This is a genomic window from Romboutsia sp., assembly GCF_035470145.1.
In the GTDB taxonomy this organism is placed as follows: domain Bacteria; phylum Bacillota; class Clostridia; order Peptostreptococcales; family Peptostreptococcaceae; genus Romboutsia_D.
Genome location: NZ_DATIRC010000061.1, coordinates 1 through 2,256, shown reverse-complemented (window position 1 = coordinate 2,256; position 2,256 = coordinate 1). Strand labels below are relative to the sequence as shown.

Annotated in this window: 1 protein-coding gene and 1 pseudogene; both read right to left on the bottom strand. The window is 23.7% G+C overall.

From position 1 onward, the window contains the following. Positions 1–650: 650 nt before the first annotated feature. Complete coding sequence (locus tag VLM92_RS02160) at positions 651–1,958, bottom strand: VanW family protein (RefSeq protein WP_325274711.1); 1,308 nt, start codon at positions 1,956–1,958, stop codon at positions 651–653. A 102-nt stretch (positions 1,959–2,060) separates the two neighbouring features. Beyond that, positions 2,061–2,256, bottom strand: a pseudogene (locus VLM92_RS02155) (endonuclease); the annotation flags it as partial.

Here is a 2,256-nt window from a genome sequence, read left to right as displayed (position 1 = left end):
CTACACTTACTACATCAAATAGTTTCATAAATCTCCTCCTAAATTTTCTTCTATGCCATTATTTTTCTTATTCTTTTTATGCTTTATTTATCTTCATTTACAAATAAAGGTATATAATAATCATAATTTTTTATTATACTTTGTACAAAATTACTTAAATCTATTATCTCTTATAATTCAACATTTTTCTTGTAAATCCTCTTTTATAAATATATTTTACGTTAATTTAATACTTAATTAAGGCAAAAATAACTGGTTGTAAAAATATTTTTACAGCCCAGAAACTAAATAATAATACAATTTATGCAAAAGACTGGGGGTATATATGGTTAATGATATTTTAGAAGATGATATTAAATATGTAGGTATAAGAGCTCATCATATATCTATCGAAAAAATTCGAGGAGAGAATATTTTTGTTTTATTGTAACTAGTATAATAGAAAATCCTTTTAGTTATACAGTATGTGTAACAAATAATTCTGTTCAAAAACACAATCCCATTGAAATAGATATAAATAAAGATGCAAGAGATTTTGAGATAGGTAATAAGATTTTAATTAAATTTGAAGAAAATAGTATGTTTACTTTCAAATAAAAAAATAATCCTATGAGATTAGATTTTCAATATCTAACTTCATAGGATTATTTTTATTTTTTAGCTTTTTTATATACACTCTTATCTATATATTCTTTTTTTACTACATTTCCATTAGAATCTTTATACAATCTATATGTTTTAGCAGCATCTAATCCATTTTGTTTAAAAGTATCCACTTTAATATCTATATTTTTCTTATCCATTGAATTACCATATATTCTAGATGTAACTGTTCCATTTCCTACTATATTTTTTATATATATAGGATGAGAGTATGGATTTTTAAATCTAAAATCAGTTCCAACATCATTTACCATAGCATCTCTACCAAGAGGAACATAGCTTGATACTAAAGAATGGTTAGTTCTTGAAGTTAATTGTAGCCCTGAACTTAAAACTGAATTGTATAGTGTTGTAGATACTTGGCAAACTCCACCTCCAAGTGCATCTTCTAACTTTCCATTTATTATAACTGGTGCATCTTTATATCCATTTGATTTATTTCTTATACCCGTTAAATTATTATATGAAAATTCTTCGCCTGGCATTAATAATATATTGCTGCTTTTATTGGCCGCAGTTATTATATTATGAACTCTACTTGAAGCATTTGTTGAAAATTTAGTAGTAAACTGAGCAAGTAAAGTATCTATGCTTTTAGCATCTTCTGTTTTTATATTTGGATTTTTTATATTAACTTTTAGTTGTATTTCGTTATATTCTTTATTCTTAATAGTATTTATTATACTTTCTTTAGTAGATGCTACATCTAGTTCTTTTCCCACAGTAGACGGACTCGTACTTATATCGCCTAAGTTTGAGATATACACTTTTGAATTCACTCTATCTACGTTTATATCTTTTGATATCTTTTGTATATACTCACTCAATTTTGCTTCGTCATAAGAAGATTTAATTTCTATATCCTTTTTATTATCTTTAAGACTAAAATATCTTTTTACATTCTCAATATATTTATCTGTTTTTGTATAATTGTAAGCTTCTTGTACTGCTTTTTCTACATTGTACTTTAAATCTATATCTTTTGGTAATATATCATATTTCTTATCTTCATAAGAAAGGTCTATATTTTTAGGGCTATAATTATTTGATACTGCTTTTATAGCCTCTTCTTTTGTCATTTGTGATACATCTACATTTTCTATAAATATATTTTTAGCTATATTATTGTTGTATATATATGTTTTATTAAAACGATCAATTATAATTCCTAAAGAAAAAACTACAATTATAACACCAATGATACCGTTCCTTTTTTTATTTTTCTTTAAATCTTTAACTCTGCTACATTTCTTTTGTTTTTCATTGTCATTTCTATTTAATGTTTGTTTGCTCATTATCCACCTCACCTTTAAGACTATTTAAATTATATTTGATTAATTTTTTTTAAACAAGTTTTATATATTATATGTAACTTTATTGTTACATTTTATACTAAACTATCGCAAATTCCCTATCACTGGATAATGATCTGAATATTGTACTAAATCTATAATATAATTATCTATTGTTATTAGTTTATCTACAAATATATAATCTATTCTTGCATTAGTTTTTTCAAAAGTACATGATTTATATTTATTTGTATAAACTGCTATATCATAAAAATTATTTATATTTATATTTTTTTCGTTC